Raw genomic sequence first — 13,287 nt, forward strand, 5'->3', positions numbered from 1 at the left:
TCGAAATTATTAGTTTGCTGGATGAACACCGTAAGTGATATCACCAGAGAGAATCGTTCCTTCTTTATCCTGCTGTGGTCTCTCTATGCCAGTAACATTGAAATCACCATCGCCTAGGTAAAACAGTGCGGGCAATTTTCCTATTTCACTAATAGAAATGAGGCTTTTTGAAGTTGTAGTCCACTTTTCTGTTTTTCTTTTTAAACAAATACCGAGAATACGCTTAGAGCAATATACCTCTTCATGGTCAATATCATTTCTTTCAAGTTTTGACTGTTGAAGTTTCAACCCTAAATTTTCGAAACTAGTGAGCTTTCCGGTTATATTTCCAAGTATCTCTAGATTCCCAGCGAGGTTACTAAAACTGTTAGCTTTTTCACTTGTGATATGTAAGTCCTTGCCAACTAACACCCGTGGAATTGGCGTGTTAGCGGCTATCCAGTTTTCTTTGATTTCCACATACGTCTGCCCTCTAGGCTTAAGGTACTCACTGCATCCAGACACAATATTTAATAACTCTTGAGCTCGAGAATGTTTCTGAGCGTCACTGTGGAAATGATTGACCCACTCATTTTCCCAGACGGTCTGCCATTCGCCAGAATGCCTAATTTCCACTCTCTTAAACTCAGAAACCCATTCACAAGTCCTCACATAACCTTTCTCGAGAGTCCATTCAGAATTACATTTATACTCTGGCACATATTCATACTTATATTCAGTCCATGGAGATTTGTAGACACTTTTCATTACTCGATCATAAGATCTATAATACGTTGAAGCATTCCTTATTTTATCAAAATTATCTTTAAAGTTAATAAAATCAAGTCTGCTAACAGATATATGACTGCCTATATTCCCCCATTTGTAATATTCAGAAAAATCTTCTTGCATAAGTTCATTTTCTTTTGCAATACATTGGGGAGATATTGGTTTGGGCTGAGACCATGGAACATCATCTTTATGTGTTCTCCCTTCAATATAATATCGATGATTTTGGAATTGCTCTGTATCCAATATTAAATTCCCATTTAATACCTCTATACTTCCCGAGCCGTTTTTTAGTTCCTTTTTGGCTTTTATGTGAAGTGAGTTTTCAGCAGAAATAGACACTTGGTGAGAATGGACAATCTTTGCTAAATCATCCTCAGTAATAGAGTTGTGGTCTCTATTCGTCCTAGACTTAAACTGACCAGTATCTCTAAACACATCTAAACGAGGGTTTGAGTTGACGATAGTCGGTGCATCCATCGCGATATTAAAACCAAAGATATACGCTTCACGTTCTTCAGTAAGCCAATTTTGCCTGCGATTATCGGGACATGAATCAGCTTTAATGAGTTCAGCCCCGATACCCAGTTGAATTTCATTTTGATCATAATGCACGTTGTTAGAGTTATCAGAATAACTCGTTGCCGTTGCCACCTCTAAAGCACTAGGAGCACATCGCCATGGCTGACCATGACCATTGTGAATATCAGCGCCAGCGGCTAAATACACATTATTCCCGACGACCATACCTCTGTTCACATTTATTAGTGATTGTTCTGCTTGAATCAAAATGTCACGGCTAGCGAAAATTTCGCCACCTGCACGCATGTTATGTTCTTGTTCGCTAGGCTTCCCTGCGTTGTAGAAATTTTTCGCACTTATACGCGCATCACCCGTGGTGATTAAGCCACCGTTGTAAATATTGTCACCCACCGCAAACGAAATCGAGTCCGCATCGATGCTCGCTTTTTGAAAAGTATCGCTGGATGACGGCGAAATATAAAGATTGTCGCTGTTCAAGGTGACTTGTGAAGGGGAAACAATAGTTGAATCTAGTAAAGTAATCGCCCCATAAGAGGTAAGCTTGATTGAACCAAAAGGGATTACAGACTTATCTTTGTGTGAACCTACAATGGAAATATCAGCTTTGGTATTCAAAATGGGCAGAGCCGAACTCGCTAGAGTAATATTACCTGGAGCATGGATATAAAGACTGCCTGCGTTGATATTATGATCGATGCTTAATACATTATTTTTGGTACCACCATTCCAAGTAGACCGCAAGGTAGGGTACTCAACAAGATAATCCCCAACATTGATCCGAAGGTGGGTTTGGGCGGCTAGGTAGCTTCCACTTGAATCCAGTGTGTACTCACCATTACTGAGTTTTCTTGCTTTTACAAAGGTATCGATAGGTGCCTGTTGCACAAATTCTTCACTGACCAAATCAATGATGTCTGCATCGGCAGTCGTTAGACCATTTCCTGTTATGGTGATGGTTCCATTCTTTGTTGTAATTTTTTGATTGTTATTACTCAAAGAACCCGCAACCAAAGTTACTCGTCCGGCGTTTTTGAAGTTACATGAATCACACACAATACCTGCAGGGCTAACAAACAAGATGTCGCTTCGTTTACCCAATACCTCAATGTTACCTATCACCATCGGCTGACTGGACTGGTTTTCGATGATTGTAACGTTAGATGGTTCTTTAAGCTTCGTGTTTATCTTCGGATTGTTATTGATATAGAGCGTGTTATCTCGGTTGTCGAAATGAGAGAACTTGGTTCGACTAGTAGTCACATTCACCTGAGTGTTCGGGTAAACGTAAAACACATTTCTACCATCTGAAGTTACTTTTGCAACAGCACTTATTGCGTCTATCCCAGTGACCGAGTCGGCATATGCAATGCCTGTCGGTAACGTAAGAGAAGCGGCTATCGCAAAAGGGACACTCCTTAGCTTTAGCCCAACTGACTTGGCTTTATTTTTCATTTTTTCCACTTCTTAAGTAAGACTCAAAAATCTAAATTTCTAAATATAAGAGGGAAAATCTATAAAAGTTAGATATGAATGTAAATGATAGTCATATCATTTCTTAAAAAAGAGACCTACATTCCACTTGAACTTTAAATTAAAAAGCCAGCCTGATACCCAAGCTGGCTTTCAAAAATAACCAAGTTTTCTAAGTTACTTTTTCATAATAAAGAATTCTAAACAGGGGTTTTCGCTTTGGTTCCATGGGAACTCGCCTCTTATACAGAAATCGACATGTCGGGATTTGTCTGAACCGAATTCGAAATTGTACGTTGTGCTTGATGAAACAAGCTCACGGCGTCCGTTTTCATAGTCCCAGTATTGGAATTCTAACATTGGGTCATTGGCATTGAAGATTGAGTCTGTCGCATCCAGTTTTACGGAATTTGTTCCCTCAATGTCGACAATGATCAGGCTTCTTGCCATATCTTTAGGTTCGTAGCGAACACCATTCACTTTCACAATCGCTTTTGGTGGGTTGGGTTCATCACCTCTTATATAAGCCCATGAGTTATAAATCTTATGTTTGCCCACAGGAACAACCCGACCATGTACCGAACTGTCGAAGCCTGATGCAAACTCGTAGATGTTATTGTCTACCATTACATCTACTCGGTAGTTTTTCGCGGTGTCCACTTTACCCAGGGTGAACTGGTTGGATTTGGTGATCACATCCATGATTTTCTGGTGACCGTTGTGCTGATCGAAAACAAACCAACGATACGTAGGGTTGGCAACATGTGCAGACGGCGTGGCTGTAATTAAAATATTGTCATTTATATTATGCGTACTGGTCGAAACCCAGTTTTCGAGTGAGGGCTCTTTCGCCGTTTCTGTTTTGGTGTTTTTCAGTTGCCAACGTTTGGGGGCACATTCTCGTGTGCTTGTCGGGCACCAGTTCAGGTGTAATTGACCTGTGGCAGGCATTTTGAAGTACAGCACTTTTGCTGTTGGGTTAGCGCCAATTTGCTCAAAAAAGCTCACTAATGCACCGCCGTTAACACCTTCATAAGGAGCCCAAGTTCCACTTTGTGCCGATGTCTCATTTGAATCAATCTTAATACATTCGCCATCGTTGACTTCAACCGGATCAGACCCGACTGTCACAGGTGAAATAGTACGGCTGTTGGCATCAGTACATTCATTCGCGTTGGCGACCCCATCAATGGTGATCTGAATGTTACCGTGCCAGGACTCAGTGGCAGATTTTGCTCTGATAGGTACTGTAATAGAGTCGGATTCACCCGCATTCAGATATTGGTACGAACCTCCAGGATCGTAAGCCAGAGATTGTCTGTTGCCAGCCACAAACAACCCGCCTTTGAATGTATGACCAACCATCTCAATGGTCGCTGCATCACCATTAAAAAACTCGCTGGCGTTTATATTTAGAGTGGCATCTTCATTGACGTTGTATGTGAATTTAGGGGCTGCATCATTCACTTGAATTTGCATGTCCACACATCTTGGGTAGCGACTCGTGTTGCTTTGATTTTCATGGGTTGCGCAGTAAGAAAGGCTATGATTACCCACTTCTGTAAAGGTGACAGTGAAACGTCTCTCGTCAGCACCACTGACGATTGTTCCATCTGGCTTGGTGTGTACCCATTCATTGGATTTGATATTTGCAACCGAGGAATTACCTATGAATCTTAACCACTGCCCAGCTAGAACAGATTTGGTTGCCTTAGCCCCAGCAGGTAAAGCGTAGTAACTCTCGTTATCAACGGAAATATAAGAACCTGCCGATGTGATTCCACGTGTAGGTGCTTTCGGAATTGTCGGGCTCGTTGGGTCTTTGGAATCAGAACCTCCACCACCGCAGCCTATCAACACACCAGCAAATGCCATCATGGCAATATTTTTCATGTAATTACCCTATATACACAAACTAATTCGCCTTCAAGTCATTGATTAATGACCTGAAAGCACTGAATAATTTAAGAATGAGTAATGCGCAGAAGGATACAGAGAATTGTTCGCATTACCATATGTGCGCAGTTTATGTACAAGGATGTTAAATTGACATAAATATTATTTAAAACAGCGGGTAATCACCGCTTGAATGAAAACCGGAATTCTGTGCGATTGAGATAAAGATCCCCTGCTTTGAGTAGACACGCTTCCAGGTTGGTATTAGGAGAGTTCGGCAAGCATTGGGTTTCCAGCGCAACACCGTCGTGTCGGTGGTAAACACCATTGCGACCGGGCTCGTCAGCCAAAAAATTACCCGTATAAACCTGAATGGCTTCTTGGTTAGTGGCAATGCCAAGGGAGACAATTCCGTCAGATGACGTTAACTGGCATTGAGGGCTATCGAAATTTTCATTCTCAGATAACAAGAATGAATGGTCGTATCCTCCAACCTTCTGCTGATCTTCGTCTGTGAGTAAATCCTCCATAATGGTTTTACCCGCACGGAAATCGAACCCAGTTCCTACCACAGGAGTCACACCACTTTCTGGAATGCCATCTTCTCCAACGGGAAGGTAGCTGTCGGCAGAAAGTTGCAAATGATGTTCAAGAACATCCCCTTCACCATCGAGGTTAAAGTACGCATGGTTAGTAAGCGCAACGATTGTGTCAGATTGAGCGGATGCAGAATACTCAATCACCACTCGGTTATCGTCCGTTACCTCGTATCTGGCTTTAACTGAAAGTTCAGAAGGAAAGCCTTGATCACCATCTGGCGACGTGAGTGTAAAAACCACACATTGTTTATCCTGCCGAGCAATCGTCCAGCGCTTTTTGTCAAAGCCGCTTTCCCCACCGTGTAAACAGTGGGGAGGTTGATTTTGCGAGACCTGATAGGTTCTATTTCCGAGTTCAAAACGACCTTGGGCGATTCTATTGGCATAGCGGCCTACGCTTGCTCCAAAGTAAGCGCTTTGCCGATAGAAATCATCCATATTATCGACGCCAAGCAGTACTTCTCTCGCCCCTTCAGACAAGGGGAGCTTGCAGGAAAGCCAGGTTGCACCAATATCCATCAGTTCGATTGAAAGCCCGTTCTCGTTCTCCAATCTCACTACTATCGGCGGTTTGCCGTCGCTTGCCTTTCCTATCATAAATCCACCAAAGAAGTCCCAACCTGTGCAGAACAAACATGAAGCTCTGCTTGCAATCCATATTGATCATAATAGACGGGTAAGACTTTCTCGCGAATGACTTGAATAGCACTTTCGGGAACTAAAGCGATAACACATCCACCGAATCCGCCTCCTGTCATTCGAACACCGCCATTGTGCCCAATGAGTTCATCAATCTTATCTACCAGAAAATCAATTTCTGGCACCGTGATTTCAAAATCATCCTTCATTGAAAGGTGGGACTGGCGCATCAGTTCAGAGAGCTCATAAACATTGCCTTGCTTAAGGGCTGAGCTGGCTGCCAGGGTTCTGGCATTTTCAGTGATGATATGCTTTGCTCTTCGGTACACCACATCATCCATTTCTGACTTGGCATTTTCGAGCTGTTCAATCGTCACGTCTCTTAGCGCTTTAACATTGAAAAACGCGGCGGCGGCTTCACATTGCTCTCGGCGCGTATTGTATTCACTGTCAACCAAGCCTCGGCTTTTGTTCGAGTTAACAATAAGTACAGTAAGTTCAGATGGTAAATGAATAGGCTGAGTTTCAAGCGAGCGGCAATCTATAAGCAGCGCGCTTCCCTCTTCTCCTTTGGCCGAGATAAGCTGATCCATAATTCCACAGTTACAACCAACAAACTGGTTCTCCGCCTCCTGACCTATCAATGCAAGCGACTGATTATCAAGACCTAAAGCGTAGAGTTCTGTCATGGTCTTACCTACCGCCACTTCAAGAGAAGCAGATGAGCTAAGACCCGTACCCTGAGGAATGTTGCCAGAAACAACCAGATCCGCACCACCAAACTGAAAGCCACGCTGACGAATATGCAAAACGACACCACGTATGTAGTTTGCCCACATTTTATTTGGTTCATGATGAATGGGCCCCGACACATCAAACTCATCCATCTCGCTGCCATAGTCCAGCGCAACAACACGCATCAGATTGTCATCTCGTTTTCTGGCGGCAATCACGGTTTGATAGTTGATGGCACAGGGCAGAACAAAACCGTCGTTATAGTCGGTATGCTCACCAATCAAATTTACACGTCCCGGTGCCTGAATCAGATGCGACGGGGCTTCTTTGAATACCTCTGTAAATGATTCATTAACGAAATAAACCAGTGCGTTCATGTTTTCTCTCCAACTACCTATTTCTACCGACCATCAAGCTTCCTTGTAGTGCACATCGCTCAACTGCGATAAGCGCTCTGCCGCTTGTTCTGGCGTTAAATCTCTTTGATACTCAGCCAGCATTTCATAGCCAACCATAAACTTCCGCACAGTGGCACTTCTTAGCAGTGGCGGATAGAAATGAGCATGCAATTGCCAGTGCTCAATATTGCGCTCGTCTTTGAAAAATGGCGCAAAGTGCCATCCCATGGAATAAGGGAAGGAGCAGTTAAACAAGTTGTCGTAACGCGTGGTTAGCCTCTTTAGAGCTTGCGCCAAGTCGACTCGCTGTTCTTTGTTTAACTGGTTAAACCGAGTGACTGAAAACTTGGGAAGTAAGAGCGTTTCAAATGGCCAGGAAGCCCAGTAAGGCACGACCGCAATCCAATATTCCGTTTCAACAACCACTCGCTCCTGTAACACTTGTTCTTTCACTGCGTAATCCAACAGCAAATTGCTACCGTTCTGATCCTGATATTCCCAAAGCAGCCCGTCTTTACGTGCTATTTCATTTGGCAAAAAGCTGTTTGCCCATATTTGTCCGTGAGGGTGAGGCTGGGAACACCCCATCAGTTCGCCTTTGTTTTCAAACGCCTGAACCCATAAATACTCTTGCCCCAGTTCCGTCACCTGTTCGTCCCAGGTATTAATCACCTCGGTAATTTGAGGCACGCTCAATTCTGGAAGGGTTTTGCTGTGATGAGGCGAAAAGCAAATCACCCGGCTTAATCCGTTCGCTGGACCACTCTGAAACAGCGGGTCGGAAGATTTCTCTGGTCCCGGAGAGTCTGGCATTAAGGCGGCGAAGTCATTTTGAAACACGTAACACCCTTTATAATCTGGATTTTTCTCGCCAGAAATACGGGTATTCGTCGGACACAGAAAGCAATCAGGATCGTAAGATTTTGAGCTGCTTTCTTCGACTTCTTCATTTTGCCCACTCCAGGGGCGTTTCGCTCTGTGTGGTGACACCAAAATCCACTGACCAGTCAGTGGGTTATATCTTCTATGCGGATGCTCTTTTGGGTCAAATTGACCAGAATTCATTATTCTTTCCTTGTGTATACGTTTACATTTTTAAATCAATGACTTCTCAGTGGGTCTGTTGCCAACTAATTTTTTGAAGTATTGGGCTTTAACATCACCTGATAGTGAAAGTGTTTCTCTTTCAATTGGAATTCCTGATGGACACTTGGCGTCCAGGAATCATCGCCACCAACGCCCATATGTGCTGTATCAACATTCACATAGAGCTGACCACTCAATGTCAGGTCGCATGTATGCATGGCTTGGCTAACCTGCCTTGGTTCATACTGACTAATGCCTAAGTGAAAGGCTTGTCCTCTCACTCCGGCAATGTTCAAGTCTCCGACAGACGCCGTAGACACATCGCATCGCAAGCCGGATTCGCTAGGGAAAATATACGGCGTAAACCAGTCTTTCGCGGCAAGTTGATAGTGTCCAAAATGCGCCGACAAAATTCGGTCCGGGTAGTTTTCATGGGGACCGCGCCCAAACCAGTCGACAGACTGATTTTCATCGACCAGCACAAAATCAAATCCAACTCTTGGCAACGGAGGCAACCCTTCAGAAACTTCGACCTTAACGTCGATTTCCAGAGATCCGTCAGAACTCACCTCATAAGTCCAACACGTTCTGATCAGACAAGCCCCATTGTGCTGGTGCTCAAACGTTGTCTGTATGATGGCGTTACTCGCGAGACTGGTCGCGTCAACTCTAACGCATTGCGGCGTCATATCCCACAGCCCACTCTGCTGCCAACGCGCCACCCATGAGTTCGGGTCCACGCGGTTCGCTTCGCTGGTTCCGATGTCGTTGTCGATAGGGGCACGGTAGAAACAGTCTTTTGGTGCTCGTTTAAGTACTTCTTTGTCGCCAGCACGCCAGCTCTCAATCAACCCAGTGTTTTTGTTAATGCTGAGCACAAACCCTTCACCCTGAACTTCGATAACCTGAGCGTTTGCGTGAAGCATTACATCACCGTTTAGCGCTTCTTCTGCATAAGACGTAAGAGGCACTAACGACGGGATTGATAGCTGTTCGCTGGCAACTTCAAACCCTTCTTCTGCCCAAGGTAACTCGGTATCGGTAACCACGTGAAGGTTCAGATAACGCGGTGCTTTAGCAGTTTCCGAGATGGCAGTCTCTGAAAGTACCAATGTGACTTTACTGTCGGCAGACACTTCTAACGGCAGTTGCCCTAGCTCCACCAGCGTGTCGCCTTCGACTAATTGCCAGTGCAAATTGAGCGGGATACCGGATTCGAACAGATGCTCATTGGTGACTTCGACGGTTATGGGGTTTGTATCGGCTAAGCTGAACTGAAAAAACTGCTGAGCCTTTTTCACTTCATGAATCGTCGGATGGGGCGTTCTGTCCGGGAACAGCAATCCGTTAATGCAGAATTGTCTGTCATTGATGTCATCACCAAAATCCCCACCATACGCCCAATAAGGTTGTCCCTTGTCGTCTAACTTAGTGATTCCCTGATCAACCCAGTCCCAGATGAATCCCCCCTGGAGTCTGGGGTAGGCGCGGAATGCTTCCCAGTACTTGTGGAAGTTGCCTAAGCTGTTTCCCATTGCGTGGGCATATTCACATAAGATCAGCGGTCTGTTTTCGTCTGGAAGTGATATCCACTTTTTAATACCACGTCGGCTGATTTCGTCTTTTTGATTAGGAAAAAACTCATCGCGATCAACTCGCGAATACATAGGAGGAATAATGTCAGTAGCCGCAGTATCTGCCCCGCCACCTTCATACTGAACGGGTCTTGTCGGATCGGACATCTTGATCCATTGGTACATGGCGTGGTGATTTCCACCAATGCCGGACTCATTACCCAGCGACCAGATAATCACACTCGGATGATTTTTATCTCGCGCGATCATCCGGCTGGCGCGTCTCATATAAGCAGGCAGCCATGAAACATCGTCCGACAGACGGCACATTGGGAACTGTCCGTGGGATTCGATATTAGCTTCATCGACCACATACAAACCGTATTGGTCACACAACTCATACCATTCTGGGTGATTAGGATAGTGTGAGGTTCTGACTGCATTAAAGTTGTTTTGCTTAAGCAGAATGATGTCTTCTAACATGTCATCACGCGTAACAGCGTGACCACGTTCAGGGTGATGCTCATGTCGGTTCACCCCACGAATCAACAGAGGTTTACCGTTGATCATCAGTTGTCCGCTCTTAATCTCTACCTGCCGGAAACCAACATCATAGGCTTCACAGTCAAGCAGGTTCCCCTGTTTGTCTTTGAGTGATACCACACAGCGATAGAGGTAAGGCGACTCTGAACTCCACTTTTTCGGCTCAGATACAGGCAAGTCGTGATGAGTTTTGTCTGCCCAGCCACCTTTTTCATCAATGAATACTCGTCCGGTGAATTCAGGGCGTGATTCCAGTACTCTCGTACTGTTTCCATCGAATAGCTCAACACTGGTATATACGTCTTCATTAATCTGACTCAGCGTTGTTTCGACATGAAGAGTGGCATCGCGATAACAGGCATCTAAATGAGTTTGAATGGTGACATCTGCAATGCAGAGTCTGGGCTTTTTCAGCAGGTAAACATCGCGGAAAATACCACTCAGCCACCACATATCCTGATCTTCCAGATAGCTGCCATCAGACCAACGAAATACCACAACGGCGAGCTGGTTTTCGCCCGCTTCTACGAAATCGGTCAAATCAAACTCGGCAGGTAAACGGCTGTCTTGTGAGTACCCTACCCATTCACCGTTACACCAGAGATGGAAGGCTGAATTCACCCCATCAAATACAATTCGGATCTGCTCTGTTAACTCATTTTCAGAAAGAGAAAACGCCCGACGATATACCCCTGTCGGGTTGTCATTGGGGACAAAAGGCGGGTTGTCGGCAAACGGGTATTTTACATTGGTGTAGATTGGGAAATCGTGACCTTGCATCTGCCAGTTACCGGGAACATCAATGTTGTCCCAGCCTGAATCGTCAAAATGTCTGGCGACCAGCTGTTCTTCTATTTCTTCGGGTTTGGAAAACAGGTTGAATGCCCAAATTCCATTTAAACATACGCGGCTCCCCTCACCTGTATTCAACGCATCTTGGGAATCTTTAAAACTAAATAACGGAGCATGAGCGCTGAGCACATTATGATGAGTGACATGGTGGTTTTCCCATTCACGTGCTGAAAAGATGTCTTTAAACGTTCTCATAGCCTTACTCGCTGTAGCCGCTGTTTGTTAGCTTTCATTTGAAAAAGAATGCCGCAGCCCTACACTGCGGCAAACTGGTTAAAACCAGAGTTATTTAAATGTTCTCTGGCGCGCTTTTTCCAGGCGCTGAAGAATCTTGTCCAGACGATCTGGGTGAACCATAAATTCCTGGAACCCTTTCATCCCTTCTTTCGCCATTGCAGGATCGGTATCACGGTCGTAGAACTGTGCCGTACCTACTGCTTTACCCAACATTTCCACACCCACGTTCAGGAACGGATCATCCTTAACCGATGCTTTGTTGTTGGTTGGGATTTGCAGAATGCTGTCGTTAATCAGCTTCTGAATTTCAGGTGTTGCGACAAAGGCAAGAAACTTACGCGCTTCCTCTTTGTTTTTCGCTTTGCTTGGAATATGAATGGTATCCATTGGCGCGTCTTCCGCCAGACCAACCGATGGGTCGATAACAGGGAACTGAAAGAAACCCATTTTGCCGTCCATTTCAGGTGGGAAGTTTGGCGTGATGAAGTTACCGATTAGGTACATTGCCGCCTGACCGTTGTACAGGAATGGCTGAGCTTCCTGCCAGGAATAAGACGCGTGGTTGTCCAGGAAGTAACCCGGCTCGACCAACTCTTTCCACTTGGCGAATGTTTTCTTCACGCGATCATCGGTGTAAGGGACTTTACCGTCCATAAGCTGAATGTGGAAATCCAGACCATTGGTACGAAGGTTCAGGTAATCAAACCATCCCGCGGCCGTCCAAAGGTACTTGGTTCCGATGGCAAACGGCGCAACGTTATTTGCTTTCAGCTTGGCTGCCGCCGCTTTAAATTCGTCCCAGTTTTTAGGCTCTGCAATGCCGAATTTATCGAAGATATCTTTGCGGTAGTACACGCCCCATTGGTAATAAGTGTATGGCACACCGTATTTTTTACCGTTTACGGACATCGCAGGCGCTGCGGCTGCAAAGTCCTGATTCATTCCGTTGGCTTCCCACAGGTCACTCACATCTTCAAGAAGTCCGCGATCCACAAAAGTTTTCATGCGGTTACCTGCAAACCAAAATACGACGTCCGGTGGCGATGTTGCCAGCCAGTTTCGAATCGTCGTTTTGTAGGATTCATGGTCGTACAGGTTGTATTTGACTTCTACATCTGGGTTCGCTGCCTTAAAGCGCGACACCACTTCGTCCCATGCCTGTTTTGGTGCAGCATCTGAAGCATTGGAGTTAATCACCAATGTTCCCGCGACTGCTGAACCAGCGACAGTTGCAGCAAGCAAGACTGATGCAGCTAAGTGTTTCACGTATTTCATAATAAGGTCCTTGTTGTTGAGCTTTGCTCTTGTGGTCCAAATTTTTTAAGCCCCGTTAACTTCAAAACTCGAAGCTGTGGGTGTTTTTTATTATCTATTTGCTATCGCCAAAATCAGTTGTTTAGGCTGACGTTCCGTATTCAATGCTTTTATCCTTTTGTCGCCCCAAGGGTCAGACCCGCGATAAAGTGGCGTTGCATCGTAAAAAACAGAACCACTGGTGGAATAGCCGCGACCACAGCACCGGCAGATATAAACTGCCAGGAAGCAAGCCATTGCCCACGCAAAGCACTCAAGCCAGCCGTTACCGGTCTTACTTCGTCACTTTGCACAAGTACCAGCGCCCAGAAAAAATCATTCCATATAAAAGTAAATACCAGCACAGACAACGCTGCCAGTGCAGGTCGCACAAGCGGTAGCACCACGTGCCAGAAGATCTTCCATTCGCTCACCCCTTCAACCCTTGCCGCTTCAATAAGAGCATCAGGGATTCCGACGATAAAGTTGCGCATAAACAAGGTGCAAAACCCTGCCTGAAATGCAATGTGGAAGAAGATCAACGCCCAGCGGGTGTCGTACAAACCAAAGGTAATAGTCAGGTCGCGAACCGGAATCATCAGAATCTGAAACGGCACGAAGTTACCCGCGATAAAGGTGGCAAAAATCCAGATG

8 protein-coding genes are annotated in these 13,287 nt (G+C 45.2%); all 8 read right to left on the minus strand.

Translation table 11 applies throughout. The features are described 5' to 3' along the window. Nucleotides 1–9: 9 nt before the first annotated feature. The gene (locus RH89_RS16455; protein ID WP_004404364.1) at nt 10–2,763 is read right to left on the minus strand and encodes a two-partner secretion domain-containing protein; all 2,754 of its coding nucleotides are present in this window, start codon (nt 2,761–2,763) and stop codon (nt 10–12) included. Between the two features lie 195 nt (nt 2,764–2,958). After that, complete coding sequence (locus RH89_RS16460) at nt 2,959–4,674, minus strand: hypothetical protein (protein ID WP_004404366.1); 1,716 nt, start codon at nt 4,672–4,674, stop codon at nt 2,959–2,961. Between the two features lie 185 nt (nt 4,675–4,859). After that, entirely contained in the window at nt 4,860–5,873 is a 1,014-nt protein-coding gene (gene galM, locus RH89_RS16465; RefSeq protein ID WP_004404369.1) for a galactose-1-epimerase, read from the minus strand. Then, nucleotides 5,870–7,027 (minus strand): galactokinase, encoded by a 1,158-nt coding sequence (galK, locus tag RH89_RS16470; protein WP_004404372.1) that lies wholly within the window; start codon nt 7,025–7,027, stop codon nt 5,870–5,872. Before galK ends, galM begins: the two co-directional genes overlap by 4 nt. Nucleotides 7,028–7,060: 33 nt before the next feature. Beyond that, nucleotides 7,061–8,113 carry a UDP-glucose--hexose-1-phosphate uridylyltransferase gene (locus RH89_RS16475; RefSeq protein WP_004404374.1) on the minus strand — a complete coding sequence of 351 codons (1,053 nt, stop codon included), beginning with the start codon at nt 8,111–8,113 and terminating at the stop codon, nt 7,061–7,063. 65 nt (nt 8,114–8,178) lie between these two features. After that, nucleotides 8,179–11,298: a beta-galactosidase gene (locus tag RH89_RS16480; protein ID WP_004404375.1), complete on the minus strand. Its 3,120-nt coding sequence runs from the start codon at nt 11,296–11,298 to the stop codon at nt 8,179–8,181. Between the two features lie 90 nt (nt 11,299–11,388). Next, on the minus strand, nt 11,389–12,615 hold the full coding sequence (locus tag RH89_RS16485; RefSeq protein WP_004404376.1) for an ABC transporter substrate-binding protein: 1,227 nt from the start codon (nt 12,613–12,615) through the stop codon (nt 11,389–11,391). 149 nt (nt 12,616–12,764) lie between these two features. Beyond that, nucleotides 12,765–13,287: carbohydrate ABC transporter permease (locus RH89_RS16490; protein ID WP_004404377.1), on the minus strand; the 523-nt coding region annotated here is incomplete at its 5' end.

The organism is Vibrio nigripulchritudo ATCC 27043 (assembly GCF_000222685.1).
Taxonomy (GTDB): domain Bacteria; phylum Pseudomonadota; class Gammaproteobacteria; order Enterobacterales; family Vibrionaceae; genus Vibrio; species Vibrio nigripulchritudo.

Excerpts from the sequence above, each read along its gene's own strand:
- RH89_RS16455 (WP_004404364.1), bottom strand. The coding sequence starts at position 2,763 with ATGAAAAATAAAGCCAAGTCAGTTGGGCTAAAGCTAAGGAGTGTCCCT.
- galK (WP_004404372.1), bottom strand. The coding sequence starts at position 7,027 with ATGAACGCACTGGTTTATTTCGTTAATGAATCATTTACAGAGGTATTC.
- RH89_RS16475 (WP_004404374.1), bottom strand. The coding sequence starts at position 8,113 with ATGAATTCTGGTCAATTTGACCCAAAAGAGCATCCGCATAGAAGATAT.
- RH89_RS16480 (WP_004404375.1), bottom strand. The coding sequence starts at position 11,298 with ATGAGAACGTTTAAAGACATCTTTTCAGCACGTGAATGGGAAAACCAC.
- galM (WP_004404369.1), bottom strand. The coding sequence starts at position 5,873 with ATGATAGGAAAGGCAAGCGACGGCAAACCGCCGATAGTAGTGAGATTG.
- RH89_RS16460 (WP_004404366.1), bottom strand. The coding sequence starts at position 4,674 with ATGAAAAATATTGCCATGATGGCATTTGCTGGTGTGTTGATAGGCTGC.
- RH89_RS16485 (WP_004404376.1), bottom strand. The coding sequence starts at position 12,615 with ATGAAATACGTGAAACACTTAGCTGCATCAGTCTTGCTTGCTGCAACT.